This window comes from Candidatus Nitrosocosmicus agrestis (assembly GCF_008389435.1).
Taxonomy (GTDB): Archaea; Thermoproteota; Nitrososphaeria; order Nitrososphaerales; family Nitrososphaeraceae; genus Nitrosocosmicus; species Nitrosocosmicus agrestis.
Genome location: NZ_VUYS01000013.1, coordinates 60,206 through 85,062, shown reverse-complemented (window position 1 = coordinate 85,062; position 24,857 = coordinate 60,206). Strand labels below are relative to the sequence as shown.

Here is a 24,857-nt window from a genome sequence, read left to right as displayed (position 1 = left end):
ATTTTTGATCTGATAGGGGTCGACTCTGAAGCAAATTAATTTTTCGTTTGCTTAACACAAAGATGATTGACAACAACGTTCTTTCAAGGATATAAAAAATTATTAAAAACAAAATAATGATAAAAAAATTTCCAAAAATGAGGGTTTGGCGGGTTGGTAGCCTATTTGAGCGTGCTGTCGTATATGGATGCGTAAAATCAAATGATGGACAGGATTAATCCATATCCATGCCGCCCATGCCGCCCATGCCGCCCATGCCGCCCATGCCGCCCATGCCGCCAGGTGGACCTGCTGGCATTTTGGACTTTGTGGCTGCAATGACGTCGTCTATTCTTAAGAGCATACATGCAGTTTCTGTAGCAGATTTGATTATCTGTTCTTTGATTGTAGTCGGTTCAAGGATGCTATTTTTGTATATATCAGAAACAGAAGTAGTCCTAACATTAATACCAATCCATTTTGATCCCTTGGTTTGTTTTGCTTTGAGTTCAGCCATGGTATCGATTGGATCCATACCAGCGTTTTCTGCGAGGGTAAGAGGAATTACTTCTAGTGCTTCTGCGAATTTTTCAGCAGCTAATTGTGCACGACCCTCAAGACTACTTGACCACTGTCGGAGTTCATTGGCAACAAAAGCTTCTGGCGAACCACCACCGGCTACAATAGATGGCTTTTCTAAAACATCTTTCATTACCATGAGTGCATCATGTAAAGATCTGTCTGCTTCATCTACTACTCTTTGTGAACCACCACGAATTAGAATGGTGACTGCCTTGGGGTTTTTGCATCCTTCAATAAATACCCATTTATCTGTCTCTACTTTTCTTTCTTCCACAAGATCTGCAGTACCTAAATCTTGTTCAGTCAAATCATCCAAATTATTTACCAATCTTGCACCAGTAGCTTTGGACAATTTGAACATGTCGCTTTCCTTTACTCGTCTGACTGCAATAATTCCAGCTTTAGCCAAATAATGTTGGGCAATGTCGTCAATTCCTTTTTGACACAATACAACGGATGCACCAATTGATTTTATTTTGTCAACCATTCCTTTGAGCATCCTATTTTCTTCCTCCAAAAACATTTGCATTTGTTGTGGTTCGCTTATTCGAATTTCTGCACTCATTTCGGTCTTTTCTATTTCTAAAGCAGAATTAACCAAAGCAATTTTTGCGCTTTCTATCCTCTTTGGCATTCCAGCATGAACTATTTCCTTATCCAAAACGATTCCTTGAATCAAAGTAGTATCGCGGATTGAGCCACCTGCTTTCTTTTCTACCTTGATATTATCTAAATCTACACGCAAACCTTCACCATTAGTGTTCTTGTCTGCAACTTGTTTTGCTGCACCCACCACAATATCACTTAGAATCGGACTATCGTCAGACACCAGTTTAGAATCCATACTAGTTCTGGCTATCTTAATCAAAAGTTCTTTGTCGTTTACATTCACCTTTTGAGATATCTTGTTAAGTATAACAAGGGCTTGCTCTGAAGCAGCAGTATATCCATCCACAATTGCAGATGGATGAACATCTTTTGATATCAACTCTTCTGCCTTTTCAAGGAGTGCGCCTGTAAATATAACAGACGAAGTTGTACCATCACCCACTTCGTTATCAACAGATTTTGCAACTTCGACCATAATTTTTGCTGCAGGATGTTGAACGTCTATCTCTTTTAGTATAGTAGCCCCATCATTTGTGATTGTAACATCACCTAAAGAATCTACCAACATTTTGTCCATACCACGTGGACCGAGGCTAGATTTTACAATCTCTGCCACTAACTTTGCTGCTGTTATGTTGTTCTTCTGTGCATCTCTACCTTTATTTTCTTTCGTTCCTTCTTTTAATATTAATACTGGCATACCACCAGCTGTTTGTTGTATTGAAGCCATATTCCCATATCACCTTAATAGAATGCTATAATTTTTTGAAATGCCTCTTTTATAGGTTTCACATATAAAATGTTCCAATAACGAGGATTTAATACAGCACAAATAGATTTAACCGAGTTATCAAAATATTCTGTATGGATTTTGATGTAAAATTAGGGGCAAAAAAAGAAAGAAAGATTAAAGTTGACCAGAACCAGACAACAAGTTTTCTTTGGGAAGGGGAAAACGTCTTTTCAACACCATCAATGATCTCAGAAATGGAAGAAACTTGTAGGCTCCTTTTAAAAGAGCAATTTCTCAAAATAGATTCAGAATGGGATTCGGTAGGAACGGTTGTTGACATCAACCATTTAGCCGCCACTCCTGTAGGAGCCGAGGTAAAACTAACTGCAGAAGTGATTGGTATAGACGGAAGAAAAATCATGTTTAAAGTATCGGCATTAGATGACTTAGAATTAGTTGGAGAAGGAAAACACGAAAGATTTATCATAAACGTACCAAGATTCCGGGAAAAGTTTAATCACAAGGTTCAAAAATTAAATGACATTAAAAAATAATTTTTTTGCTAAATCTAACTGTTTATACTCTTTAATCCTCACTTTAATTTCAATTTATTAGTTATATTCTATGAGCAAAATTAATCCTGATTACAAACAAAAGATCTAACATGGTCCCTTAATCTCGCTCCTATATATTTATCACTTTATTTGACAAGTCATGGCATGGATAAAAAAACGGTTTTCCAATTTTTTGACTAGAATCAACAATAAAAATCTCCTATATAGATAACTCGATGCTAAATTAACATATTAAAAGATCAACATGTGCAAAATATGTACTTGGTGGAGGCGTTTGTTTTCTCACAGATATTTTTTATATTAATGAAAAAAAGCATCCACCATAAATGCTATGAAGAGAGCCGCCAAATACGGACTGCTGAACTTAAAAACCAGCCAGGAGGTTTTCTCGCTGGGTCTCAATAGCAACCAGGCAGACAACACTATCATGACGATTCCAAACACGGTAGCGGTTAGGAGGTAAATCAATCCAAACTGATTGAAAAAGAAAGGTAAAACGCTAAAGACCACCATCATTAAAGTGGTCAATGCTATTATCCTAACAGACTTTGTTTCACTCGAAACTACAGGCAACATTGGAACATTGGCTTTCTTATAGTCCTCTTTAACATGGAGAGCTAGACTCCAAATATGAGTCGGAATCCAGAAAAATACCAATCCTGCCATGGCAATTCCAATTTCAACATGTTGAAAAGTTATAGCAATATAGCCGATTAGGGCCGGAGCACCTCCTGAGAATCCCCCCAAGATAATATTAGACTGACTAGTTCGTTTCAACCATTTGCTGTAAACAATTATGTTGTCAAATAAACCAAACGCCATTAGTCCGAATGCCCAGATATTTATGAACCAAGAGCAAATAAGAGATACACCTGTTAGAATGAGACCGAAAATTAGCGCATTTCTTGGAGTAATCCTTCCGGATGGTATGGGCCTTCCCTTAGTTCTTTCCATTATGGCATCGATATCCCTATCGTTGTATCCTGTAAGAGTATCTGCAGCAGCAGAACCAGCAGCTATTGCGAAGAAAAGTAATGCCCAAGTCCACCAACTTACCTGAACATCAAATAACCATGACGCTGAAACCGCAGCTCCAATAGCCGTGAAAACAAGTAAATACCAAATTTTTGGCTTGGTGAGTTCATAGTAATTCTTTACTTGGTTACTTACTGTTCTCATCTGTAAACCCAAATAGTCGATTAACCTACCACTATTTCTTAATTAAAATAGTTATTTATATCTTGAGAGATAAAGAATTTATTTTGGTACAGAATTAGATATTATCTCTCTTGAAGTTTTCCTCATTTCTATAAAGGTCTCTGTTTTTTGAACTCCCTCTATTCTACCAACTTTTTCGGATATTATTTGGTGCATTTCATCCAGGGATCTAGCAGTCATGGTTACCAAAACATCAAAGCGTCCAGTAACTTCAGCAACTTCTCGAACTTCTGGAATTTTAAACAACTCGCCCAAAACATTATCTCTTTGCTTTGAATCCATAGTTATCCCGGTCAATGCTTTTACGTTGAACCCTAATGCTTCATCATTGATAATTATAGTAAATTTTTTGATCAAACCTCTTTTTACTAAGCGCTTAATTCTGCTATAGACCACGGAAGAATTGATATTGATTTTTTTTGAAAGCCTGGGAACAGATATACTTGCATCCTTTGACAACTCGCTCAATATCTTTAAATCAAGATCGTCGATTCTGCCCATAATTTTCAAAATATACTATTTTTTGGTGCTTAATAAATGTATAATATTTATCTTTTGTATAAAGTTTTTTTAATTTTAAAATAAATTATATAAGATTTTTTGTCTTGAATAACTCAGCAAGCAATACGGCTCCTTTGGCAGATCCCATCTTCTCATTATGTGTTAAAAGCACATACTTAATACCATTTTCAAAAACAGAATCCTTTCGTAATCTTCCTACCACAGTGGTCATTCCATCATTTATCTCTCTATCAACACGGGGCTGTGGTCTTGTAGGATCGTCATTTACAACTATATATTCACTAGGAGCAGTTGGAAGGTTTTTTATAGTAACATTCTTTGAGAATTCGATCATCTTCTCTTTGACGGAAGAAGGATCCGTTTTTTCAACAGTCTCCACAAAAACAACTTCTGTGTGACCATCAGAAACAGGAACCCTAGTACATGTACAACTAACTCGGATATCATTTACTGAAATTTCCTCTGAATTATCATCATATTTGCCCAGGATCTTTTTTGTTTCTATCTGGACTTTCTCCTCTTCTTTGGGAATATATGGTATAACATTATCAAGTATGTCCAAAGCAATTACACCAGGAGATCTTCCAGCACCAGATAAAGCTTGCATAGAAGTCATAAAGACGTTTTTAACACCAAAATTATCTATCAACGGTTTTAATGTAATGGCCAATCCAGTAGTTGTACAGTTTGGCAATGGTGCAATAAATCCATCCCATTGACGTTCTTTTTGTTGCTTCTTTAACAGTTCGGTATGATCATCATTTATTCCAGGAATCAAGATTGGCACGTCACTCTCATATCTAAAGGCTGCAGCTGTACTTATTACTGGAACATGCTTTGCTAATTTTGGCTCGATGGTTTGGGCATCATCAGATTCGAGCGCTGTAAAAATTAAGTCAAATTCTTTTGGATCAATGTCATCGATTTTTGAAATCACACTGTCCCGAATGTATTCAGGTACTTGTTCTCGATTATGCCATTTTAGTATACCAGACTGTGGGTCTCTTATTGCATCCATATACTTTTTGCCAGCAGACCTCTCAGAGGAAACAATATGAGTCAAATTAAACCAAGGATGTTTATTAAGCGCAACCACAAACTCCTGGCCAACTGCGCCAGTTGAACCAATCAATGCAACTTTAAGCATATAGCTAGCTAAATGACAAAACAATTAATAATCCTTTTTAAATGGATCCGGGAATAAATCACTAGTATAGTAATGTCAGACATATCCTTTTTTCAAAATGGAGAAAGATTAAGATCTTTTAATTGAATTGACGTTATTGCAAGGTTGTCATCATGGCGGTATCTACTCTGCGAATAATCTCAAATACATTAAGGTAGATTTTAGTTCAAATATTAATCCCTTAGGAACATCAAAAAAAGTTATTTCAAAATTATCTGGCAAGACCATTATTGATCTGGCTTACAATTACCCAGATCCCAAATGTATTAACTTAAAAAAAAGAATTATAGATTCAATCCTTTGTGATAACAGTTTCAATCCTTCAGACAACCTCATAGTAGGAAATGGAGCAACAGAGCTGATTCACTATTTTGCAGACACATTTGCAAGGAGAAAAAGTGTAGGAATATCGATTCCTACTTTCTGTGAATATGAACTAGCAGTTAAACGTAAGAATGGAAAAATCAAGTATTTTGCCCCCCATAAGGAAGATATCAATTTTAGAATCGATTATGAATCAATAGTAAGAGCAGCAAACGATCCAAATCATGAATTGGGTTGCCTATTCTTGTGTAATCCCAATAACCCCACTGGTGGATACTTTGAAGACGAAATTTTGAAAATTCTTGAAAAAACAAGTAAGAAAACTAAAATCCTTTTGGATGAATCCTTTATAGAATTTGTAAATAGTAACAATATCAATAAGAAAAAAGACACCAACTTGTTTATCAGACTGACAAAAGATTATGACAATTTGGTGGTGTTGCGTTCCCTTACAAAGATTTATGGTCTTGCAGGTCTGCGTGTGGGATATGCAGTCTCTTCAAAGCAACTGATGGATAATCTCACCAATAATCTTATAAGTTGGAATGTCAATGCAGTGGCCCAGTATGCAGCAATTGAATCCATAAAGGACAAGTCCCATTTGCAAAAGACAATATCAAATAACACCTTTGAAAGAAACCGATTGTACAAATTATTAAGTAAAATTAAGAGATTAAGGGTATTACCAACTCACACTAATTTTTACCTATTAGAAGTACTAGACAGGATTAACTCTACTGAACTTTACAATTTACTTTTAAAAAAATATGGAATTCTCGTTAGAGATTGTACAAGCTTTACAGGTATGAATAACAAGTTCATTAGAGTAGCCATAAAGACCAAGAAAGAGAACAATTTGCTATTTAAAGCACTTGAGGAGATATTTTGGTGAAATCAAAAATATTAATGATACAGGGAACTACCTCCGGAGCAGGTAAAAGTCTAATCGTAACCGCCCTATGCAGAATACTATCAAATTTGGGGTATAAAGTCGCTCCGTTCAAATCACAAAACATGTCGTCTTTATTACATGTTATTGATAAATCAAACAGAGTTATAGCTAAAGCCCAAGCTATACAGGCGGTTGCTTCCAGGGTGAAACCAACTCCAGATATGAATCCAATATTGCTAAAACCCGTTGGGAATTATGAAAGCAGAGTGTATGTTAAGGGAAATTATTTTGACACTATGAGTGCGCAGCAATACTATTCCGAGTTTGTACTTACAAAAGGCTTCCAAATAGCAATTGACTCGTTTAAAACTCTTCAAAAAGAACATGAAGTAATTTTGCTAGAGGGAGCAGGATCTCCAGCCGAAATTAACATACAAGAATACGATATTGCTAACATGCTTTTTGCAAATAAAGTCAAAGCCCCAGTTATTTTAGTATCAGATATCGAAAGAGGAGGATGTTTTGCAAGTATCTTGGGTACCATTATGCTGCTAGAGCCAAAGCATCAAAAGCTCATAAAAGGTATCATAATAAACAAGTTCTTGGGAGATAACAAGATTTTATCTTCAGCAATTCAAAAAATACAAAATAAAACAAAAAAACCTGTCTTAGGAGTGGTCCCCAAGATTGAACATGCAATCCCTGAAGAAGATTCACTTGATAGTAACAAAAAACAGCGAAATAGAGTCAAACAACTGCAATTGCACAGACAGGATACAGAATCAAATGAAAGGGTAAAAGAGAAACAGAAACCACGTAAAGATAACTTGATAACCAGAAAAAAACAATTTCAAACCGAGAATAATACTTATCCCTCCAATGCTAAAACAAATATAGCACCTTATCAGATTTTTGCTGATCAAGAAATACTTGAAGACGAGATTCAAAAATTTGCAAATATTCTAGAATCATCCATTAACTTAGAACATATCTTAGACAAGATTCTGAAATGATAGAGAATATGAAAACATGAAAATATGAGACATGGTTTTGCTCCCCTTATTGCATAATATCATTGTGGTTTTGTTGACTGCCGTGTTGATAGATTTTGTATTCGGTGAACCACCCAACAGATTTCATCCAGTAGTTTTCATAGGAAAAATCATTAACATTCTTACAAATTTCATAAAAAGCACCTCAAAAGACAATGGTGGAAAATATGAGAGGTTTGGTGGTTCAGTCTTGGCAGTAGGGCTGCCCGTATTCATAGGATTAATCACCTATTTTGTTACAACGCAATTGTACTATACACTAGGAATTGTATTGTTTATTTTGGTCTCCTCCTTAATACTAAAGATCTCATTTTCAGTCCGATCAATGGATAAGCATATTCAAGAGGTTCTTGTGATGCTAGAGAAAAATGATATCACAGGAGCTCGTAATAATCTATCAAAAATTGTTAGCCGTGACACCAGTTCCTTGGATAAATCCCAAATTCTATCTGCCTGCATCGAATGCGTAGCCGAAAGTTTTGTGGATGGGATCCTTGCTCCCTTGTTTTATTACGGTTTACTCAATCTCCCAGGATGTATGATCTATAGAACAGTTAATACATTAGATTCGATGATTGCATATAAAGACAAATATTACATAGATATAGGATGGATGTCAGCAAAGCTTGATACCATTTTGAATATTATTCCTGCCAGAATTTCACCGGGTTTTCTGGTCCCAGCTTTGATGATTTGTAAGGAGGACTGGAGAAACGCAGTGAGAATAATGAAAAGAGACTCCAGGAAACTAGAGAGCTTTAATGCGGGAATTCCAATGTCACTAATGGCTGGAGGATTATGTGTTCAATTGGAAAAGGTTGATCATTATACCCTTGGGAATATGGACGAAGAATTATCCTTGACAAAATGCAAAACATCATTGACGGTAGTCAAGCTTGCAACCATATTATTTGTATTTGGTTTTGTTATTCCCATCATTGTACTTTTGTTTTTTTTAAACTGGTGGAACTTGTACTTTGGTTTATAAACAGTTTCTCTCAGCACTTTCATTCTTAACTATAATACCAGTAGGAAGAACAGCCAAAAATATAAGTTTGGAAAATATTTCAAAAAATATGTTTCTGTTCCCTATCATAGGTTTCATAATTGGAGTATTAGCCGTTTTAGTTGGAATTGTTGTATTTAGTTTTTTTGATCATTATATTTCTGCATTTTTGGTGACTATTTTTTTGATTATTTTGACTGGCAGTCATCATACTGATGCATTAGGAGATTTTGCAGATGGCATAATGGCAAAAGGAAATAGAGAGAAAAAACACCAAGTGATGCACGATCCTCGAATAGGATCCGCTGGAGCCGTAGCAGTATCCAGTTATTTGATCGGGATGACTCTAGCTATTTCATCTATTTATTCGAATATGGGTCTTGAAAGATTGTTGATTACTCTAATTGCTGCAGAAATAATTGCGAAATACTCGATGATACTCCAAGCGTTTATTGGAAAATCAGCATGGGAGGGTTATAGTTCGCAATTTACAGTTGACATGAATTCAAAAAGAAAAATGACAGTTGCAACCATAATAACTCTAGCTCTTGTGTCAACAGTATGCTGGTCAAATCCCTTAAGTGGAATTCAAATTTTTGTCGTTGGGATTATTGGCAGTCTTATCCTACTCTTTATTGCAAACAAGAATTTTGGAGGAATCAGTGGTGACGTAATGGGAGCAACAAATGAATTGGTAAGGGTTGTATCACTGATATCGTTATCTTAAAGGGTGTTAGAGAACAAAAAAAAATTGATACCGGGATGAGAAAAATATTATAATGGTTTTGGATTTAAAACGGTCTGAACATTAATTTTAGTAGTGAAAAGCTGTGTGGCAGATCAAAAGAAAATATCCATATGACAACAATCAAGAATGATTTAAAAAAACAAATAGATAAATAAAAAAATAAATAAAAATTTCTAAATTCAGAGCAAGAGACACAGGTTCATTTAATTTCCCATTTTTGAGAATGCTACCTCAGTAGCCTTTTTCTTTTCCTCTTTAGTAAGATCTTTTACATGACTTACCAATGACTAAATATGACCGAATGAATCTATTAGGCTTTCATGTCTGTCACCCCAAAACTTATCGGTAACTTGTCAAAAAAGTAGCGCCCTCTGCAACTGCAAGATTAAAAGTATTATACACGTTATCAACAAAAAGTTACAGAGAAATTGGTGGTTAAAAAAAACCCCTCCCCTTCATAGTAGACGGCAAAACCATTTTCATATCAGAGAATTCATCTGAAAACATTATTTTGGAATCACCTATTTCGAATTCAGCAAGGGCAACTGATTTGCCATCAGGAGTCATCATTGGACCTCTTACTTTCGCATCAAAAACTTTCTTATGGCAATCTATTGCTTTTAACCCACCTTTAACAATCAAAGAAAGGGTAAGTGAATGATAACCCTCATGAATTTTTTTAACTTTACCTAGGATATGTGTCTATCACTATATAATTTACAGCTTTGGTTCAATTTCACATGATCACATGAGATCAAACCCTAACACCAAAGTATCAATAGTTTATCCATACTTTTATTTGTCACGTATCATATTGATGAGCACATATATATTTGTTCATCAAAAGGCATGGAGCATCGTCTTTTCTACGCAGTAAATTTATTAGGAAAATAATAAAGCAAAAATACAATAATCATATATTGTTATAGACGACCTTTGTCAAAAGTAAGATTTATCCGAAGTTTGACAAACTCGATTGTATTAAGGAATCAGGACCCAAATCCAAATAGTAAAGATAAAAATTACAACTCTTACCCATAACAGGATAACCAGAAAAAAGATTCAGATGATTAATTGTGTGTTAATGTGCGGTGGAAGAGGAAGTAGACTTGATCTTAATTCAAGTCTTCAAGGTCCTGAGGATCCAATAATAGAAAAGCCTCTGTTGAAACTAAAGCAAAAACCTTTGATCCAATACATCATCAATGTTTTGGAAGATTTCAAGATCGATCTTAGAATATTTGCAGCGATCAGTCCCAAAACAAAAAAAACTGAAGAATATATTTACAAAGCATACCCAAATAAAGTAACTATATTAAATACAAGTGGCAAAGGCTTTTCGAATGATTATAAAGAAGTAATTCAGTATTTTGAAACTATTCATAAAAGATTAGACCAGAAAAAGCAACAAATACAAATACGTGATTCATCAGAATCTAATAAAATCCTATTTTTACCCATCGATGTTCCCTTAGTGACTAAACGTATTCTAAAAAAAATATTAAGAATAAATCAAAAAACACCTTGTATTAGCATAGTAATTGACAAAAACATAGTAACAAAATATGGTTTTACACCAACTCCATTTACAATTTGGATAAACAATCATGAATATTGTTATTCAGGAATTTCATTAGTAGACATTTCTCAGCTTTTGAAAAAAACCAACGGAACCTTTATCGGTGATTGGCTAGAGGAAAAAGCAATAATAATAAGCGATCCTAGATTGGCGTTTAACATAAACACCAATAAAGAATTGAATCTAGCAGAAGAATACCTTAACAACAGGTATTTTGAAAAAAAAACCTGAACTTGTTCTCACTACTATCACTACTTAGTCCATAGTTTCTATAATGTTACCATTAATTTTTGCTTGTCCACCTGTATTAGTCAAAAGTTCAGAATTACAGGAAGGACATAAAACAGTTTTTGTACCATAAGTGTACAAGATTTTTACATTCTTGCAAGATTCGCACTCCACCTTTACAAAATTGCTTCGAGGTTTAGGAATCATAATATTATGTTTTTTCATATCAATTCACCAAATTAAGATCTTTATCCTTGGATCTCCAATTTTCTTATTCGCATTCCTTGTTTCATTGTCTTTCTTTGACATGTCTTGCAGGTATACCTAAGGGTAACTTTTTTTGTTGTTTTTGCAGTTCGTTTTAATTCAGGGAACTTTTGACCACCATAGCCTTTTTTATCTTCGGCGTGACGTATAGCACCTTGAGCACCTTTTCGGTCTTTGCCCTTTTTGTAAGTAGAAACAGCTTGAACAGTATGAGTTTTACACTTTGGACAAAACTTGCGCAGCTCTTTCTGCATCTTCATATAACTAAAATTTGTTCGATAGGGTAATTTAAATTAAATATATCTATGGCAGCGAATCCAACTATTTGTTCATTAAATAAATTAAGGTATAACTTCCACAAAATGACAAAATATGAAGTTGATCACCCACTTTAATGAATTATCTTGAAAGCAAGATAAAAATTCTGCAATACAAAGCTTATATACATCCACGATCAATTACCCCTAATGTTGTCAAGTATGTTGTCAAGCTTACAAATTGTGATAAACCCCGAAGCTTTTGGAGTATGGATACCGTTAGCAGTAGGTTTAGGCATTGGCCTAGTGTACGCATTAATTTCTGGAGCAAGAAGAGCAAGATAAGCTTCTTAAAATTTTTTTGGATGCATCAAGTTAAAACATTTTTTTCATATTCATAAATCAACCTGGAAACTACCACTTGAGTTTCTAAGCCACCATTATGAATAGAAAACTTTTTGTCAAAACATGATTCAACGGATTCTGAAAAGTGGTCCCTTGGAAACCCGCCTATGATCAAGCATGGATTGATAGCATTTGTAAGATCTTGAGCTACTTTCGACGCTGTCGCAAATGATCCAGTTGTAGAAAGACCCACAACCAAATCAGGTTTTACTATTTCCCTCAAAAGGTATTTGATTTTCAGATTTTTCTGTAGCTTTAGAAGAACTTTACCTTCTTCGGATACAATACTTTTGTTTTTGAAAAGCGTCAACATTAATCCCTCAAATCGAGGGTAAGATTTTGGGATTCGAACTTTTTCTCCAATTAAAATTACGCTATTGTCCACAGTGTGAACAAAAATTCTAACAAGGTTATTCTGATAAAGTGGAGTGGCAAGAGCGTTTACCAAAGAAATATGAACAATATCAGGACGGCCCCTCTTTTGAGCAAATTCTAATTCAGTATCTACCATGGCAAAATGATGAATGGATCTATCTAGTAAAACGTCATACGGTTTTTTACCAGATTTTTTTAGCTTTTTTATTGTTCGATGTCCATATAGAATAGAAGGCAATAGTTCAAGCGATGCCTCTGCAAGGATCAAATTTAGCAAATATTAACAAATTAAGAAAAGAAAAAAATTATTTAAAGATATATAACAACCAGAGTCATCTTATAATAAAATTCACCAAGCATGAAAAAAAATGCATTAAGGCAGTTAGCGCTGGAGAGGGCAAAGTCGTTGTTAGATAGAGCACTCTACGTTAACGATGAATTTGCTCAAGAGCATGCAAAGGTTGCAAAAAAGATTATCCTAAAATACAAGTTAAAAATGCCATTTGAATACAAAATCCTATTTTGTAAAAACTGCAAAAAATTCATGGTTCCCGGTAGAGACTCAACCATTAGAATAGGAAGATCAAATATAAAAGCACTAAGAATCACCTGTAAATTTTGTGGACACACATATCGAAAGATATTGACAAACAAGAACAATGCAAAAAGCCCTAATTCAAGTAAAAAGACTAGTGCATCGGAATAATAAGGAAATGTCGAAAATCGTTAATTATAACATTAAATTTTCACTAGGGTTAAAATCTAAACTGAATTATTTAGAATTCAAGGAAAGAACAAGGATTATAAGGGAAATTTGCAGAGAATCATATGTAATATTAAATGGCTAAGATATTTGATGTTCCAGCAGATGACTTGATATCAAAGTTAACTGATCAATTAAAAAAGGATAAGAAAATAAACCCTCCGGAATGGGCAAGTTATGTTAAAACTGGTCCCCATGTTGAAAAAATTCCTCAAAGCAAGGATTGGTGGTATACAAGATGTGCATCGCTGGTTAGAAAAGTTTACTTGCATGGACCAATTGGAATATCAGACTTGAAGAGTTATTACGGGGGCAGAAAAAGAATAGGCTATAATCTGGATCACCACAAAGATGCCGGTGGAGCAATAATCAGAAAAGCTTTACAACAACTAGAAGCATCAGGATATGTCGAAAAAAAGAGCAAAGGCCGAATGATTAGCAACGAAGGAATGAAAAAAGTTGACAGATTGGCTACAGAAATTTTCAAGGAAACTTCCAAGAGAAACAAAGATTTAGAAAGATACGCATAAAGAGGGATACCGATTGTCTGGCCATACACAACCTAACCAACCTTCTGATGAGGAAATTAGAAGGCAGCAGGCTGAGGCAGAAGCTATGAGACAAAAAGCTTTAGCAATGTTATTAGATGTCGAGGCAAGACAAAGACTGACAAATGTGAAAATGGTTAAACCAGAGTTGGCGGCTGCTGTCGAAAACTACTTGTTAAATGCTGCAACAACAGGGCGCCTAAATAGAGCTATCACTGACGAAGAATTAAAACAAATTCTTAGTACAATTCAACAGCCCAAAAGAGATTTTAAAATCTCTAGAAGGTAAAAGCCTTTTTCATTTTAATATATTATCTGCGTATCATTTCTAGACTACTTATATACTCTTGAAATTGGTAATCTTTTGTTCTGAGTTAACTATATTAAGCTTTTAAAACATCATCCTCCCATGAAGGCAGCTGTATTTAGGGAATATAACAAAGATCCTAAGCAAGTAGTAAAGATTGAAGATATCGATGTTCCAAAGATCAAGGCAAACGAGGTTTTAATAAAAGTAGAGTCCGCAGCATATAATTATAACGACTTGTGGGCAATCTGGGGAGATCCAGTAAAAACTCCTCTTCCACACATTTCTGGTAGTGACGTGGCCGGCAACGTAGTCGAAGTAGGCGAAGAAGTAACCAAATTCAAGGTTGGCGATAGAGTAGTTTCTCATTCTAATATGAGCTGCAGAGTATGTGAACAATGTACGGCGGGCAAGGAATACGACTGCAAAGACAGGCAAATATGGGGATTCCAAACTGGTCCACTTTGGGGAGGTTTTGCTCAATACACTCATTTGCCAGAAGTAAATGTAGCCAAGTTACCAGATAATGTTTCATTTGATGATGCTGCTGCAGTATCAATGGTTGGGATGACAGCATGGCATATGCTAGTCGGAAGAGCAAAAATCATTCCAGGCCAAACAGTCCTGATAATGGGAGGTACCAGTGGTGTCGGTATGGTTGGTATCCAGATAGCAAAATTATACAACTGTAATGTTATTGCAACTGCAGGTAATCAACAAAAGATGGACAAATGTATTGAGCTTGGCGCCGATCACGTTGTTAACCACAGAGAAGCAGACTGGTATAAAAAAGTAAGAAGCATTACAAACAAAGAGGGAGTTGATGTTTTGTTTGAACACATTGGTAAGAACGTCTTCCCACAAGAAGTTGGTCTGTTAAAAATGGGAGGAACACTAGTTGCAACAGGCGCTACAACAGGATATGATTCCACAATAGATTTAAGGTATCTTTTCTTTAAAGGAACCAATCTATTAGGTTCCACACAGGGAACAAAAGCAGAGTTAGAGCAGGTAATCCACTGGACAAGCAAAGGTAAAATCAAGCCAATTATCCATACAACACTGCCATTTTCAAACATGGTTGAAGGTCACGTAATGATGGCAGCTGCTGACCAAATAGGCAAAATTATTACCAGTCCGCAAAAACTTTAATTTTTTTATACCAAGAAACCTCAGGTAATGCTGTGGGCAGTTCACGAAGTCTAATTTTTATTCCTGGGAACAATCAAAGATTTTTGGAAAAATCCAAAGTAGTAAATTCAGATATTCTGTGTTTTGATCTAGAGGATTCGGTCCCCATAAATGAAAAAGTTGTAGCCAGACAATATATAGAAAATATAATTGGAGAGTTTAATGATAGTAGCAATGACATCAAGAAGGAAAGAATAATAGCCGTAAGAACAAATGCTCCTTCATCAGACCAAATAGCAGAGGATTTAGAAAAAATTGTTATTCAAGGAATTGATGCAATAGTAATCCCAAAGGTAGACGACGAAGTCCAAATAAAAAAAATTTCTCAAATTATCACTAAAAATGAAAGTGAAAGAAATATACCACGAGGGCATGTAAAGATCCTGCCGTCGATCGAATCATCATTAGGGGTTATTAACGCTTTTAATATAGCGAAATCCGACTCAAGAATAACTGCCCTTGTTTTTGGTATTTTTGACTTTTTACACAACATGAAAATAGACAATTATGATAACGACCTACTTAGCAGTTACATTTACGGTAGGGCCAAAGTACCTGTTGACGCAAGGGCTGCAGGAGTAGACTCAATTGATTCGATATGGCAAGATATCAATGACGTAGATGGACTGATCAAAGATCTAAAGATGGGGAAAAATTTTGGATATACGGGGAAATGCATCATACACCCATCCCAAATAGAAAAAGTGCATAAAACGTTTAGCCCATCTCAGCAAGACATCGATTGGGCAAACAAAGTTATTCAATCACTAGAAAATGCACAAAATAATAAATCAACTGGAGCCATAAAACTAGAAGGAAAAATGATTGACGCGGTCCATTACAAACAAGCAAAGAGAATTCTGGGTACGGAATAAATTAACTGATCTATAGGTAACATAAATTGGATAAGATAGAATTGCACCGTAATACGGAATACCATTAACAAAATTCAAATCACATTTATGGTTTCTGTCAATTGTGTTCACAGGGATAACGGAATATTTAGCTAAAGTTGAAAGTATCGAAAGATCCTTTCCAGATACCCATCGAAATAATAAAAAAACTAAAGTTAATTCTGAGAATAATTCAAAGAGAGGAAATTACCATACAGAAATCACTCTCCGACTGGGTAAATCAAATGGGGTAAAACTAGGTGATAGTATATCAGTAAATGGGGTATGCCTGACAGTAGCAAAATTAGTAAAGTCAAAAGCTACCTTTCAAGTCATAGATGAAACAATAAAAAAAACTAATTTCATCAAATTAAAAAAAGGCGACAAGGTAAACATAGAAAGGAGTCTACAGGTTGGAGGTAGGTTAGAAGGCCATTTTGTACTAGGACATGTAGATGGTACTGGAGTTATAAAGAAAATTGAAAAGGGTGAAACAGGAAGCAAGATAAGCATCCAAATAGAAAACAGAGATCTCCTACCTTTTATTTCTCAGAAAGGCTCAATAGCAATTGACGGAATTAGCTTGACCGTGGTCAACGTACATAAAGATATTGTGGAAATATCACTTGTTCCTCATACGCTGGATAAAACAACCCTTGGTATCAAAGGAGTGCATGATACTGTTAACATAGAGATAGACATTCTATCCCGATACTTAATGAATATTTACCAGTTTTTTGGTAATAACAAGGAAAATAGTAAAGCATATAAACATTAAAAACCCAAAATAATTAATTGACTAGGATTTATGAGGCCGTAACTTCATTAAGAAACGGAAATTTTGTCTTGATTCACGATGATGACAACCGAGAAGATGAAGTTGATCTGGTGATTTCCTCAAACAGTATTACGCCTGAACACATCGCAATTATGAGAAAAAATGCTGGCGGGTTAATTTGTACGGCAATATCTAAGGAACTATCTGCAAAATTGGGGTTACCTTATTTGTATGATGTTTTAAGCATTTTTGGAAATGCCAATAGAACCATAGCACAAATAAACCAAAACAGCTCTCCATATGGAGATAAACCATCATTTTCAATAACAATCAACCACAATAACACCTATACAGGTATAACAGATAATGACAGGGCGTTAACAATATCATCTTTGGCAAATATATGCTCAGAGTTAACTGCTACTACAGACACAAATATTCAAAAGAGGATTCTTGAAAAATTCCAAAATAGTTTCAGAACACCTGGTCATGTACCAATCCTGATTGCATCAAAGGGTCTATTGAATGAGAGAAAAGGACATACAGAAATGTCAATCTTTCTTACAAAAATTGCAAATATTACAAACATAACAACTATTTGTGAAATGCTAGATCCGTATAACCACAAAGCCCTGTCTTACAAAGATGCAGTAGAGTATGCCAAAAATAATAATTTGGTAATTATAGAAGCAAAAGAACTAATAGCGTATGCAAAATCATACGAAAAATAATGGCAAAAGTTAGAATTGGAATTGTTGTATCAGAATTCAACAATGAAATAACTTTTGATATGTTAAATGAAGCCAAAAAGCACATAGCTAGCGAACATAACAACGCAAAGATTCTCTATACCTGCAAGGTCCCTGGAGTATTTGATATGCCTCTTATGGTAGAAGAATTATTGAAGAAAAAAAATATAGATGCTGTTGTTACATTAGGAGCAGTGATTAAGGGAGAAACAAGTCACGACAAAGTCATAACTAATTCCACTGTAAATCTTATTGGAGAGCTTTCGCTGAAACATCGAAAGCCAGTTTCTTTGGGAATAACAGGTCCAGACATGACGTTTGAGCAAGCCGAGGCCAGAATTACTCCTGTAACACAGCACGCAATTAATGCTGCAATTTTAATGACAAGACGATTAAAGAAGATAAGGCATGAGAAAACAAAAGAAACAAGAACACCATACTAAGAATAAAAGTAGTCGATAACTTTGGGCTGTCAACTAACGATTATAAGACTAGAAGGATATGGTCCTTGGACACTTGAACTTGGAAGCGACAGAGAGCATCAGTTGCAGATTCTTCAGGCCAGAATCTATGCAGACCTGCAAAGTTTTTTTTCAGATGAAAATGGTATTGTATTTTTCAATCGATTTGATGAGTTTATAACAATATCCAATCAAATCTCCCTCCAACGCCATAAAGTCATTCATGAAAAACTATCAAAAAAATACAATCAAGTAAAGATCTCCATGACTATAGCATCTGGCGTGACACCATTGGAAGCGGATCACAAAATACAAATGATCAAAAAAAATAGAGAAAAATACATTGCTTTTCCAAGCATTTTTGCAAGCATTGAAAATTCATCTTCTGAGCATGAGGACAACCTGAAGATAATTCACATTGATGTAGATAGTTCAACAGCAATTGCAAATGAATTGTCATCTTATGAAATTACAAATCTGTTAATAAAAATTCATTCAATGGTTTCGGATGTTTTTTTAAAGGAAGACAGTCTTACGTTCTTCTTAGGAGGAGATAACTTTATGATAGTAGCAAAAAACAGTATCAAAATGGAAAAGATATTAGAGATACTTGAAAACATCAAAGACGTCACTGGTGTAAAATTCAACTGTGGAATAGGAAGTGGAGTGAACGCTAGAACTGCAGTAAAATTAGCTACCAAATCGCTTGATCAAATAAGAGAGCTCAGAAAAAATGGAAAGATAATGCATGTAATCGAATCAAATTGAAACAAAAATTATTAAAAAATGTAACCATGTTGCGAGGAGATAATCTTGAATTAGTTCGCAGCGGTATAATAGAGATTAACGAATTCGGGATAATTGAAAATATCTCAAACAAAAATGTCGTAGAATTTAGAAATCAAAATAGGAAAATAAATGATCAAATAGAAGTTATTGACGCCGAAGGTTTCATCATACTTCCAGGATTCATAAACTCACACACTCATATTGGGGATTCCATTGGAAAAGATATTTCATCGGATAAAGATCTTAATGCAAGGGTTCATCCTCATTACAGCATAAAAAAAACCATTCTAGACAAAACTCCCCGTTCTCAGTTAATCCAAATGATTAGCAATACAGCAATATCAATGATAAAGAAAGGAATAACAACCTTTGTAGATTTCAGAGAAGGAGGACTACAAGGAGTAGATTTGCTTGAGATTGCGCTTAATTCTAGTCCTATAAATAGGATCATATTAGGAAGAATAGACTTGAACCCAAAGTTACCACCACAGCACCTTGCCAAATCAGCGACAATCAACTCACAATCTTTTGCACAAAATACAAAAGGAAACGAAAAACCCAAAACGCCAAATGAAAGTATAAAACCATCTGCTCAAATGCTTAAACATAATTCAAAAAGTAAAAAAAACAAAGATATTTACATCATTAATGCAAGAACAGGACAAAAAGGGCCTTGCACAGATCTGGAAGTAATTTTGCTAGATGAAGATGGACAAAATGAGAATAAAGGTCAAGATGAAATTATATTAAAATCCTATTTTATAAAATCTGGCGAGTCCATTTTAAAAAAAAGTCATGGGTTTGGAATAAGCGGTGCAAATGAAAATTCAGACAAAATGTTATCATGGTATAATGAAATTGTGGCTAGACAAAAGAGCAAAAAGACAAAGAAAGCAGTAAATCAAGGTACAAATGAAATCTCATTACCCCTCACCGCAATTCATGCTGCCGAATCTAAAAGCGCTGTAGAAGAATCTATGAAAAGATATGGTGCGACTGAAATTCAAAGAACACTAAAGCTACTCAACCCAGATATCTACGTACATGTTACTAATGCAAACGACATGGAATTGGAATTATTATCCAGGAACAAAAAGAAAATAATAGTATGCCCAAGAGCAAATGGTGTTCTTGGCGCGGGATTATCCCCCATAAAAAAGATGCTAGAATTGCATTTTGAACTCGGCATAGGAACAGACAATGTAATGCTTAATTCTCCTGACATGTTTAGGGAAATGGACTTTTTGTTAAAAAGTCAAAGAGCGCTCGAGAAAGATACTCATTTTATTAATGCAAAGGATGTATTAAAAATGGCTACGGTAAATGGTGGCAAGATATTTGGAATCGGTAGAGGATGCATAGAACAAGGATACAATGCTGACCTTGTTTTCATTGATAGATACGATCTGGATCTTTATCCACTATTTGATCCATACACATCTATTGTAACTAGGTGTAGTGAAAAACACGTAAAGGGTGTAATGATAAACGGCGAGCTCGTACTTGAAAAAACAGTCATAAAATAGAATGGGAGTCATATTTTGAAAGTAATTTTGAACGTAGCAGCAAGCATAGATGGAAAAATCTCAACAATTATTGGAGATACAAAAATTTCTTCAAATAAAGATCTTCTAAGAGTCCACCAATTAAGATCGAAAGTTGATGCAATCATAATTGGGATAAATACAGTCATTAACGATGATCCTATGCTAACCGAGAGGCTAACCCAAATAAGGAAAAATTTGAAACTAAGAGAAGCAGATATCACAGATCTCAAGAAAGATAATACCGCCAAGATCAAATCAAAAAATTCCAAAAATCCAATACGTGTGATTATAGATAGCAGAGCTAGGATACCATTAAAGTCAAAGATAGTAAAAACGGCGGATCAGGTCGAAACCATAATAGCAGTCACAAATGACGCACCCAAATCAAAGCTCAAAGAGCTATCAAAACAAGGTCTAAAAATAACAGTAATAGATAAGGATTCAAAAACTAAAGAAAAAGTAAATTTAAAGAAATTATTAAAGGTTTTAGAAAATGAATCCATCTCAACAATACTTGTAGAAGGAGGAGGAGAGATTAACTGGTCTTTCATAGAAAACAATATTTTTGATGAGCTAATAATTACAATAGCACCGATCATAATTGGTGGAAGGGATGCAACCACATTGGTGGATGGTAAAGGATATGAAGTTATAAAAAAATGTCCAAAGCTCGTTTTGATGAAGATGCAAAAGAAAAATACTGGTGAGATAACACTATACTACAAGAATCCCAATATGGGTAAAAAAAAATAATCTATTTTACAGGTTCAGTGCTCAATTGTTCAATCTTAAATCTCAAAGCATCCTTTAGTTTACTATTATCTACCATATTTAGTGGTTCTTTACAGTTTGGACATTTAAAGAAAAGCTCTATTGCATAATCAAATTTGATTCGGTCACAAGCAGAATTTCCACAATGATAAAATTCGGATGATTCCTCATACTCAAGCCTATTTTGCAATCTCTCCAAAATTTTCTTTTTTTGGTTATCGATGAAATTATCTACGTGATCTCGCTTTGCTCGCCACCGGTATACGAACCAGCCCTTTTTTTCATCTTTTACTCGTATACCTGTAATCAATGCCTTTCCAAATAAATCATAAAGAACCTTTCTAATTATATTGATTCGAAGACCGGTTGCAATAGCTATTTCTTCATCAGTTGAATCTTCGGTCTTTAATAACGCTTTAGCAACTTGATTATACTCATCACCACCTATCAGTGATGCTATTTTAACAAAAGGATCCTCACTACTGTCAACGTTTTGCATTAAGTAATATATAATAGCACGATCAAAAGATATATAGTTTTCTTACTAATTATGAAGACAAAATTCGCAATCCATTTTTCCTTTTTTTCTGTTTATTTTCAACGATCCACTAGAAATTGAATCAAAATTCACTTAACTTAATATACTATTGTAAAATCCTGCATATATCCATATCCTTAATAAAAAAGTTACCCAATTTGATAAAAATTGTTATTCAAAATAAGATGTTAACTTATAAAATATTTTTGTATATCCATCTAGAGTTTCATAAAAATTCATATCACAAGGCAAATGATCAACAAAATTAAGAAAAAAATTGTATTTATGTTAGACGGACACCAAATAATTATTCCAATACCAAAAGAGAGGATCTTCTTGTCTAAATTTTTATTGAATTTCATGGCCAAATGAATGGCATTTGCTGCCTAGCTGATGAAGGATACAACGTACACCAAATCAAAAGCGACAATATTGATCTACGGAGATTTTACAAATTCGGAATTAATATTTCTATGAAGAGACAGCATCGTTATACCATCTAACCTAAACTTTTTGTCCTGCTCAATAAGTTCTGTAAAGGAGTGCAAAATAATCCAATAGCAAAAACCATAACGGAAAAAAAATAGCAGGGTATATGAGCCCCCTCAATAGAAAAATTTCCTCCACCCTCCTCTCTTTTTCTATATAAATATGACCGATAACATGAAAAGAAATAAACCAAAAAAGAATCCGAGAGAAGTCCACTATCCCATTCTTAGATGTAGCAACTGCCTCAAGTCCTGAGTCTTTAAATCACCAAAACCCATAGAAAATAAAATATTATTATTATTTTTTCTGATTGGTATTTAACTCCTGCAGAAAAGTGTGTATCACAGAATAATCTAATTCTTGTCTATCTTCCCTCTTGTTAGCGGCCCTAAACAGCTGTTGGGACATGCTTGTCATGGGCAGGATAAGTTGTAAACTATTAGACATTTCCATAACTAAATCAATGTCTTTTAGCATATTCTTAAGGAAAAAAGATGGGGAATAGTCATTCTTTACCATCATGTTTCCCTTACGCTCACTTATACCTGTCTTTAATTTAGTAAGATTAAGTATTTCCAGATAAAGGTTAGCATCAATTCCAGATCGGTTAGCCAATATCAGGCCTTCTGACAAAGCCAAGGTTATCAAGGCGATATTTAGGTTAAGCGCAAGTTTCACATTATTAGAAATTCCATTAGTATTTCCAAGATAGAAAATTTTCTTAGAGAACCTTTCTAAAATTGGATAAATCTTTCGATAAGTTTCTTCATTTCCAGACACAAGAGAGATAAGTTCTCCATGGCGGGCATCCGTTGGACCCCCCATTACAGGAACACTCATGAATCTTAAACCTTTATCCACCATCATCTTATCTGCACACCATAGCGACTGTTCCGCAGTTATGGTAGTGCAATCAATTATAGTAACATTTTTATTATTACCTTTTGAAATACCCTCAATACTAAATAATACATCTTGTAGAGACTCATAATTGGTAACACATGTAATAATAAAATCCGATTTTTCAGCCAAAGAACGTGCAGAGTCAAATATTGTAGCACCATTTTCATTCAGAAGGGCAAGTTTTCGCTTGTTACGGCCAAATACATTTACTCTCAAGCCAGAATTCAAAAACCGTTCTATTATAGCAGAACCAAGCATTCCGATTCCTACTACGCCTATAGAAGTCTCTTCAATTAAGGACATTATTTTTTCAAGCACAATTAAGTGTTTTTAAATGTATGTCTTGAATTCTTCTCTTAGCATAGGATATATATAAAATGTACAACGACATCAAAGATGTATGTCATTTACTCTATTAATTGGAAATAATTTTATCACTAACAGCCCCAAAGCGGTAAAATTCAATGACAGGTATCTGTTTAAACTTGATCAACCTTCCAATTCAGAAATTCCGCTCATATCTATTGTTATTTTGGATAAGAATGGCAATCAGCTATTAGTAGTAGAAAGCAATCAAGTAAAGGAATGCTCTCCCGAATTGACCCAAAAAAAATCATACAAAGAACATGTACTTGTGGTTGACAAGTCTGGAGAAATAATTTTTGAATCAAGAATATTGGATAAAAAGACCATAATTGTAAGTGGGATATTTCATGTTGACAATCTAAAACTAACGATTACCCAAAATTACATTATACTACCTACTGAAAAATGGATTATGCATGATAGAATTAACTCATACAATAAAGAAGTGTCAATAGATACTGAAGGTATAAAGGTTTTGCAATAATGAATGGATGAATAAAATAATTTACCTATCCACGTTTTTCCTTTTCTACAACCCAACTACCAGATCTTTTTTTTAATATCAGGGTTCCAACGAATTTTCCACCACTATAGACCTTACAATACTCCTTACTCATACCAAAAAAGGATTCGATGATATTGTTTTTTAGGTGAAATCCTGCCTCCACAACCTTTATGTTTAGTTTGGAACTCACCTTTTTGATAACATTTCTAGCGATACTCCAATCGCCGCTCCATTCAACCAAATCAAAGGCTCCAAAGTTCAAAGTATCGAGTTGATTGTTTGTGACTGCGATCTTAAATGACTTGTTATTCTTGACAAGAAACTCATCTATCCACTTTATGGCTGCTTCACTCTTGCCCTTCTCAATTCCAAAATTATTAGCACTGGCCAAAAATATCAAGAGTATATTATACATGTCTCTATAAATGTATAAGAATCAGCATTTTCAAATACGCCGATAGAAAACAGATAGTAAATTATGGTGTGTGTATGTATATGTATGTATGTATGCGAATTTCAAATTCACCTTAAATTTACATGTCGTTAAAAGAACCTGTTTTAAATATTAATCATACATTGTGAGATACTACCGATTCAATACGGTTTTTGTTTAATGTTTTAGTGCTCATTAAAAATAAGGTAATGTATCTTGTATATTTTTAATCAGACAGTCATCATCTGAAGCGAATAATTACATAGCAACAAAATCTCTAAAACGGTGA

General features: G+C 34.6%; 30 protein-coding genes. 19 read left to right on the top strand and 11 right to left on the bottom strand.

Translation table 11 applies throughout. From position 1 onward, the window contains the following. Positions 1-214 precede the first annotated feature (214 nt). Complete coding sequence (thsB, locus tag F1Z66_RS09550; RefSeq protein WP_149863386.1) at positions 215-1,900, bottom strand: thermosome subunit beta; 1,686 nt, start codon at positions 1,898-1,900, stop codon at positions 215-217. A 134-nt stretch (positions 1,901-2,034) separates the two neighbouring features. On the opposite strand from thsB, the gene F1Z66_RS09545 reads away from it, so the two are divergent. Then, entirely contained in the window at positions 2,035-2,457 is a 423-nt protein-coding gene (locus tag F1Z66_RS09545) for a thioesterase family protein (RefSeq protein ID WP_149863385.1), read from the top strand. Between the two features lie 321 nt (positions 2,458-2,778). Here F1Z66_RS09545 and F1Z66_RS09540 read toward each other — a convergent pair whose 3' ends face one another. The 3 genes from F1Z66_RS09540 to asd all read right to left on the bottom strand — a co-directional run bounded on the left by F1Z66_RS09540 (position 2,779) and on the right by asd (position 5,365). Further along, complete coding sequence (locus tag F1Z66_RS09540) at positions 2,779-3,657, bottom strand: heme o synthase (RefSeq protein ID WP_149863384.1); 879 nt, start codon at positions 3,655-3,657, stop codon at positions 2,779-2,781. A gap of 78 nt (positions 3,658-3,735) precedes the next feature. Beyond that, positions 3,736-4,197 carry an Lrp/AsnC family transcriptional regulator gene (locus F1Z66_RS09535; RefSeq protein ID WP_149863383.1) on the bottom strand — a complete coding sequence of 154 codons (462 nt, stop codon included), beginning with the start codon at positions 4,195-4,197 and terminating at the stop codon, positions 3,736-3,738. Positions 4,198-4,282: 85 nt separating this feature from the next. Further along, entirely contained in the window at positions 4,283-5,365 is a 1,083-nt protein-coding gene (asd, locus tag F1Z66_RS09530) for an aspartate-semialdehyde dehydrogenase (RefSeq protein WP_149863382.1), read from the bottom strand. 127 nt (positions 5,366-5,492) lie between these two features. Between asd and F1Z66_RS09525 the strand changes: the two genes are divergently transcribed. Genes F1Z66_RS09525 through cobS form a run of 4 tightly spaced genes read left to right on the top strand, consistent with a single transcriptional unit; the run spans position 5,493 to position 9,405 of the window. After that, the gene (locus F1Z66_RS09525) at positions 5,493-6,620 is read left to right on the top strand and encodes a pyridoxal phosphate-dependent aminotransferase (RefSeq protein ID WP_159357432.1); all 1,128 of its coding nucleotides are present in this window, start codon (positions 5,493-5,495) and stop codon (positions 6,618-6,620) included. After that, the gene (locus tag F1Z66_RS09520; protein ID WP_201448562.1) at positions 6,617-7,633 is read left to right on the top strand and encodes a cobyric acid synthase; all 1,017 of its coding nucleotides are present in this window, start codon (positions 6,617-6,619) and stop codon (positions 7,631-7,633) included. Before F1Z66_RS09525 ends, F1Z66_RS09520 begins: the two co-directional genes overlap by 4 nt. 31 nt (positions 7,634-7,664) lie before the next feature. Next, on the top strand, positions 7,665-8,660 hold the full coding sequence (locus tag F1Z66_RS09515) for a cobalamin biosynthesis protein (protein WP_149863380.1): 996 nt from the start codon (positions 7,665-7,667) through the stop codon (positions 8,658-8,660). Continuing rightward, the gene (cobS, locus tag F1Z66_RS09510) at positions 8,650-9,405 is read left to right on the top strand and encodes an adenosylcobinamide-GDP ribazoletransferase (protein WP_149863379.1); all 756 of its coding nucleotides are present in this window, start codon (positions 8,650-8,652) and stop codon (positions 9,403-9,405) included. Before F1Z66_RS09515 ends, cobS begins: the two co-directional genes overlap by 11 nt. A gap of 456 nt (positions 9,406-9,861) precedes the next feature. Here the strand turns inward: cobS and F1Z66_RS09505 are convergent, their stop codons facing one another. Further along, a complete protein-coding gene (locus tag F1Z66_RS09505) occupies positions 9,862-10,068 on the bottom strand; it encodes a hypothetical protein (RefSeq protein ID WP_149863378.1) in 207 nt (68 codons plus the stop codon). A gap of 442 nt (positions 10,069-10,510) precedes the next feature. On the opposite strand from F1Z66_RS09505, the gene F1Z66_RS09500 reads away from it, so the two are divergent. Then, complete coding sequence (locus F1Z66_RS09500; RefSeq protein WP_230207508.1) at positions 10,511-11,236, top strand: NTP transferase domain-containing protein; 726 nt, start codon at positions 10,511-10,513, stop codon at positions 11,234-11,236. 24 nt (positions 11,237-11,260) lie between these two features. On the opposite strand, the gene F1Z66_RS09495 is transcribed toward F1Z66_RS09500, so the two are convergent. Both F1Z66_RS09495 and F1Z66_RS09490 read right to left on the bottom strand, forming a co-directional pair. Then, complete coding sequence (locus F1Z66_RS09495) at positions 11,261-11,458, bottom strand: 30S ribosomal protein S27e (protein WP_149863376.1); 198 nt, start codon at positions 11,456-11,458, stop codon at positions 11,261-11,263. Between the two features lie 23 nt (positions 11,459-11,481). Beyond that, complete coding sequence (locus F1Z66_RS09490; RefSeq protein ID WP_149863375.1) at positions 11,482-11,760, bottom strand: 50S ribosomal protein L44e; 279 nt, start codon at positions 11,758-11,760, stop codon at positions 11,482-11,484. Between the two features lie 219 nt (positions 11,761-11,979). On the opposite strand from F1Z66_RS09490, the gene F1Z66_RS16265 reads away from it, so the two are divergent. Beyond that, positions 11,980-12,102 (top strand): hypothetical protein, encoded by a 123-nt coding sequence (locus tag F1Z66_RS16265; RefSeq protein ID WP_255437912.1) that lies wholly within the window; start codon positions 11,980-11,982, stop codon positions 12,100-12,102. Positions 12,103-12,127: 25 nt separating this feature from the next. On the opposite strand, the gene F1Z66_RS09485 is transcribed toward F1Z66_RS16265, so the two are convergent. Continuing rightward, on the bottom strand, positions 12,128-12,814 hold the full coding sequence (locus F1Z66_RS09485) for a ribosome biogenesis protein (RefSeq protein ID WP_149863374.1): 687 nt from the start codon (positions 12,812-12,814) through the stop codon (positions 12,128-12,130). Between the two features lie 81 nt (positions 12,815-12,895). On the opposite strand from F1Z66_RS09485, the gene F1Z66_RS09480 reads away from it, so the two are divergent. The 11 genes from F1Z66_RS09480 to F1Z66_RS09430 all read left to right on the top strand — a co-directional run bounded on the left by F1Z66_RS09480 (position 12,896) and on the right by F1Z66_RS09430 (position 21,316). Then, positions 12,896-13,243: a ribonuclease P protein component 4 gene (locus F1Z66_RS09480; protein WP_149863373.1), complete on the top strand. Its 348-nt coding sequence runs from the start codon at positions 12,896-12,898 to the stop codon at positions 13,241-13,243. Between the two features lie 134 nt (positions 13,244-13,377). Then, complete coding sequence (locus tag F1Z66_RS09475) at positions 13,378-13,830, top strand: 30S ribosomal protein S19e (RefSeq protein ID WP_149863372.1); 453 nt, start codon at positions 13,378-13,380, stop codon at positions 13,828-13,830. 13 nt (positions 13,831-13,843) lie between these two features. Further along, positions 13,844-14,137 (top strand): DNA-binding protein, encoded by a 294-nt coding sequence (locus F1Z66_RS09470; protein WP_149863371.1) that lies wholly within the window; start codon positions 13,844-13,846, stop codon positions 14,135-14,137. A 120-nt stretch (positions 14,138-14,257) separates the two neighbouring features. Further along, positions 14,258-15,307 carry a zinc-binding dehydrogenase gene (locus F1Z66_RS09465; RefSeq protein ID WP_149863370.1) on the top strand — a complete coding sequence of 350 codons (1,050 nt, stop codon included), beginning with the start codon at positions 14,258-14,260 and terminating at the stop codon, positions 15,305-15,307. A gap of 32 nt (positions 15,308-15,339) precedes the next feature. Beyond that, positions 15,340-16,221: an HpcH/HpaI aldolase/citrate lyase family protein gene (locus tag F1Z66_RS09460; RefSeq protein WP_149863369.1), complete on the top strand. Its 882-nt coding sequence runs from the start codon at positions 15,340-15,342 to the stop codon at positions 16,219-16,221. 103 nt (positions 16,222-16,324) lie between these two features. Beyond that, complete coding sequence (locus tag F1Z66_RS09455) at positions 16,325-17,017, top strand: riboflavin synthase (protein WP_149863368.1); 693 nt, start codon at positions 16,325-16,327, stop codon at positions 17,015-17,017. A 17-nt stretch (positions 17,018-17,034) separates the two neighbouring features. Beyond that, complete coding sequence (gene ribB / locus F1Z66_RS09450) at positions 17,035-17,748, top strand: 3,4-dihydroxy-2-butanone-4-phosphate synthase (protein ID WP_149863367.1); 714 nt, start codon at positions 17,035-17,037, stop codon at positions 17,746-17,748. Continuing rightward, a complete protein-coding gene (ribH, locus tag F1Z66_RS09445) occupies positions 17,748-18,209 on the top strand; it encodes a 6,7-dimethyl-8-ribityllumazine synthase (RefSeq protein WP_149863366.1) in 462 nt (153 codons plus the stop codon). Before ribB ends, ribH begins: the two co-directional genes overlap by 1 nt. Before the next feature lie 21 nt (positions 18,210-18,230). Then, entirely contained in the window at positions 18,231-18,995 is a 765-nt protein-coding gene (locus tag F1Z66_RS09440; protein ID WP_159357429.1) for a GTP cyclohydrolase IIa, read from the top strand. Then, positions 18,992-20,542, top strand: a complete 1,551-nt coding sequence (locus F1Z66_RS09435) for an amidohydrolase family protein (RefSeq protein ID WP_149863364.1) — start codon at positions 18,992-18,994, stop codon at positions 20,540-20,542. The genes F1Z66_RS09440 and F1Z66_RS09435 overlap by 4 nt, the downstream gene beginning before the upstream one ends. Positions 20,543-20,557: 15 nt before the next feature. Beyond that, the gene (locus F1Z66_RS09430; protein ID WP_201448561.1) at positions 20,558-21,316 is read left to right on the top strand and encodes a 2,5-diamino-6-(ribosylamino)-4(3H)-pyrimidinone 5'-phosphate reductase; all 759 of its coding nucleotides are present in this window, start codon (positions 20,558-20,560) and stop codon (positions 21,314-21,316) included. A gap of 1 nt (position 21,317) precedes the next feature. Here F1Z66_RS09430 and F1Z66_RS09425 read toward each other — a convergent pair whose 3' ends face one another. Both F1Z66_RS09425 and F1Z66_RS09420 read right to left on the bottom strand, forming a co-directional pair. Beyond that, a complete protein-coding gene (locus F1Z66_RS09425) occupies positions 21,318-21,833 on the bottom strand; it encodes a transcription factor (protein ID WP_149863362.1) in 516 nt (171 codons plus the stop codon). 825 nt (positions 21,834-22,658) lie between these two features. Then, positions 22,659-23,567, bottom strand: coding sequence for an NAD(P)-dependent oxidoreductase (locus tag F1Z66_RS09420; RefSeq protein WP_149863361.1), 909 nt, complete (start codon positions 23,565-23,567; stop codon positions 22,659-22,661). A gap of 97 nt (positions 23,568-23,664) precedes the next feature. Here F1Z66_RS09420 and F1Z66_RS09415 point away from each other — a divergent pair, with 97 nt between their 5' ends. Next, positions 23,665-24,114, top strand: a complete 450-nt coding sequence (locus F1Z66_RS09415) for a hypothetical protein (RefSeq protein ID WP_149863360.1) — start codon at positions 23,665-23,667, stop codon at positions 24,112-24,114. A 25-nt stretch (positions 24,115-24,139) separates the two neighbouring features. Here F1Z66_RS09415 and F1Z66_RS09410 read toward each other — a convergent pair whose 3' ends face one another. Beyond that, the gene (locus tag F1Z66_RS09410) at positions 24,140-24,550 is read right to left on the bottom strand and encodes a hypothetical protein (RefSeq protein ID WP_149863359.1); all 411 of its coding nucleotides are present in this window, start codon (positions 24,548-24,550) and stop codon (positions 24,140-24,142) included. Between the last annotated feature and the right edge of the window lie 307 nt (positions 24,551-24,857).